This window comes from Segatella copri (assembly GCF_002224675.1).
Classification (GTDB): Bacteria; Bacteroidota; Bacteroidia; order Bacteroidales; family Bacteroidaceae; genus Prevotella; species Prevotella copri_U.
In genome coordinates, this window is the sequence record NZ_NMPZ01000054.1 from 1 (window position 1) to 2,752 (window position 2,752).

Below are 2,752 nucleotides of genomic sequence, written 5' to 3' on the forward strand. Positions count from 1 at the left end.
GATTCCTAAGACATCACCAAATTTTTGAGAGCTTTTTTGTGTTAAAATAAGCAAAATTGCCCCCAGAAAGCATATAGTCATACCTACCCCTGTAGCAGAAGAAGACATTTTTTGACTTTTCTGTTACAAAAAAAACGATACGGAACTCTTTCTTTTAATAGCTTTTTGCTCGATTCCTAATTAGTTATCCGTATCTGTCCTCACAAGACTATAAGAGACAATGGTACATTGTCATAGTTCACTTGCTTTGGACTTTTCAATATGTAAGTTCTTTCTGTCGTCAGAGGTGTTCAACACTTCCCATTTTCTCTTTTGCTTGCCTATGGCAAACATTCTGCAAATGAGCTTAAACTTGACGGCATTCAATGCCTTACGCTTAGTATCAGAATCTTTTCTGCCTCCTAACTTTCGATTATAAAACATTTGCATTTCCACATCGTACTCAACAGCTCTCAATGCCGCCATAGACAGGTCAGCTTTCACTTGACCGTTACAGTGTGCGGAAGGTCGGGCACGCCATTTCACACTGGTACCAGAAGTGTGACTGCATGGAGCTACGCCAACATATCTCGCATATTGCCGAGCTGTGTCAAAAGCGGTAAAGTTTCGTGTGATGGCAATTATGTTTGTTGCATTGACAAAACCAATTCCTGGTATCGTCAACAGATTCTGAAAAGTGTCAAAGACATCTTCCTCCTTGGACATTAATTCACACTCTTCCTGATCTATCTTCTCAATGTCATGATTGAGCTTTTTAATGTAGCTCTCATACATGGCAGAATCCTCTTTCGTTTCAAACATCTGCATTCGGTTCATAAAGTTTGTCCGTTGCTCCACAAGGAACTTACGCTCATTGACAAGTTGCTTCAATTGTTGCATAGCCTTGCTTGGCAACTTGTATGGCTTGGCACATTCCGTGCCATCATAACGATAGAGGAAGTCAGCTATCTTTGCAGAGTCATTCTTGTCTCGCTTATCTATTGTCCCCATAGGATGATGTTTTACTATACGTGTACTAAGCATACAGAAAGAGTAATTCTTGGACGTGAGGAATTTTTCCAAGTCCAAGGAGTAGCAACCTGTAAATTCCATGCCAAACAGGGCTTGGGAAAGTACCACACGGCTCTTTTTGAGCCATGAGCACATATCGCCAAATCCCTTGCGAGTGTTGTTGAACACCTCATGAGGGAACATTTTGATGTTGGTGTCCTCACGAAATATAGATACATCTATGACATTTTTAGAGATGTCAATGCCTACAAATGATTTATTTTTCATATCTTTGCACCGCTTTACGAAAGGAACTCTCTATGTCAGGATAAGCCAAATCTTTTAAAAGCTGGGACGGACAGCTAATTCCCTAAAAGGCACTGAGTCTGACATTTCGGGCAGAGGAGACTATATCAAGGGAAAGGGCTTTGCCTAAGATTAAAAAGTTCACTACCTCTGTCTGGAGTTCCTTCCTTTTGAGGATTCCTCGCAAAGGTAGTGCCAAAAGCAACCAAGAGACTCTATCATGGTATAGTGATGGTCTTAAAACACTGTTAGTTCACTCCTGGTTGCTTGTTTTTCCCATTTCGATAATTGTCCGTCTCCACATACGGAGTACCTCGTTTTATAACGGCAAACATACGGAGTATCATCTTAAACTTGATTGCATTAAACACTATTCCACTGCATTTCTCCTTTCTCTTGCGTTCCCAGTAATCTCTGATGTTCGGAATGTGCTGCATGCAAACCAAACAGGCAATGGACAAATCTGCCTTTGCCTGTTTAAAACCTTTCTTAGAGACTGACGAGCCTTTTCTCACAGATGTACCAGATTCTTTCTTGAAAGGAGCGACACCAATATAGCAAGCGTATTTACGTGGGTTATCTATTGCCATGAAGTTTTCGGTCAAGACAATGGTTTCAAGTGCGACAACACGCCCAATACCAGGTATTGATGTCAGCAGGGAAAAGTTCTTGCTGATGTCCGCATCTTCTTTTATGTACATGTCAATTTCATTGTCTATGCCTTTAAGTGCATCATTGAGCGTTTTAAGTTGCCCATTCTTACGTTCCACAGACAAATCTGTGTCATACGCACATATATCATGAAGCTGCTGCTTGTAAAGCACTGACTGCTTGACTGTCTGCTTGCGTTCCGCCAAAAGCCTCTTCAACTTAAAATATACAGGAGAAGGAAGTTTTGATGGGTTGCGAAGAATCTTTCTGTGGTTCTGCTCACAGTAAATGGCTATGCGGAAAGAATCAAGCTCGTCAGTCTTGATGCGGTCGAGCGAACGCAGTCCATCATCCAAGTCTGGCTCAAAGCGATGCATCTTGCGAGGTTCCACCATCCTATAAATATAATGTTTCTCTTCCAACCACAGTCTAAAGTTTTGGGTGTAAAGTCCTGTATATTCCATACAGAACAAGACTATATCAAACCCCTTGCTTACCTTTGCCACCCATGAACCAATTTTCTTGAAACCTGCATTGTTGTTGCTCACCTTTATATGGGCTTTCTTCCAATCAATGCTTTCTCCGTCATAATAAGCAAGGTCGAGAGTCTGCTTTGAGACATCCACGCCTATGTAAAGTTCTTTATCCATAATTTTGACATTTAATAGTTAAATGGAATCAAGAAAGTTGGCTGGATTATATAAGGACTATGACATGAGAAAGGGCATACCTTGAAAGAAAGATAGTTCACCTTAACACCCATTAACCAAATATCCTAACTTGATTCCTGGGTGCAAAGGTAAAA

The 2,752-nt window shown here is 40.9% G+C and carries 2 protein-coding genes; both read right to left on the bottom strand.

From position 1 onward, the window contains the following. Positions 1-231: 231 nt before the first annotated feature. Positions 232-1,278 (bottom strand): IS110 family transposase, encoded by a 1,047-nt coding sequence (locus CFT61_RS16180; RefSeq protein ID WP_007896893.1) that lies wholly within the window; start codon positions 1,276-1,278, stop codon positions 232-234. Between the two features lie 266 nt (positions 1,279-1,544). Next, entirely contained in the window at positions 1,545-2,597 is a 1,053-nt protein-coding gene (locus CFT61_RS16185; protein WP_007896891.1) for an IS110 family transposase, read from the bottom strand. Positions 2,598-2,752: the final 155 nt, after the last annotated feature.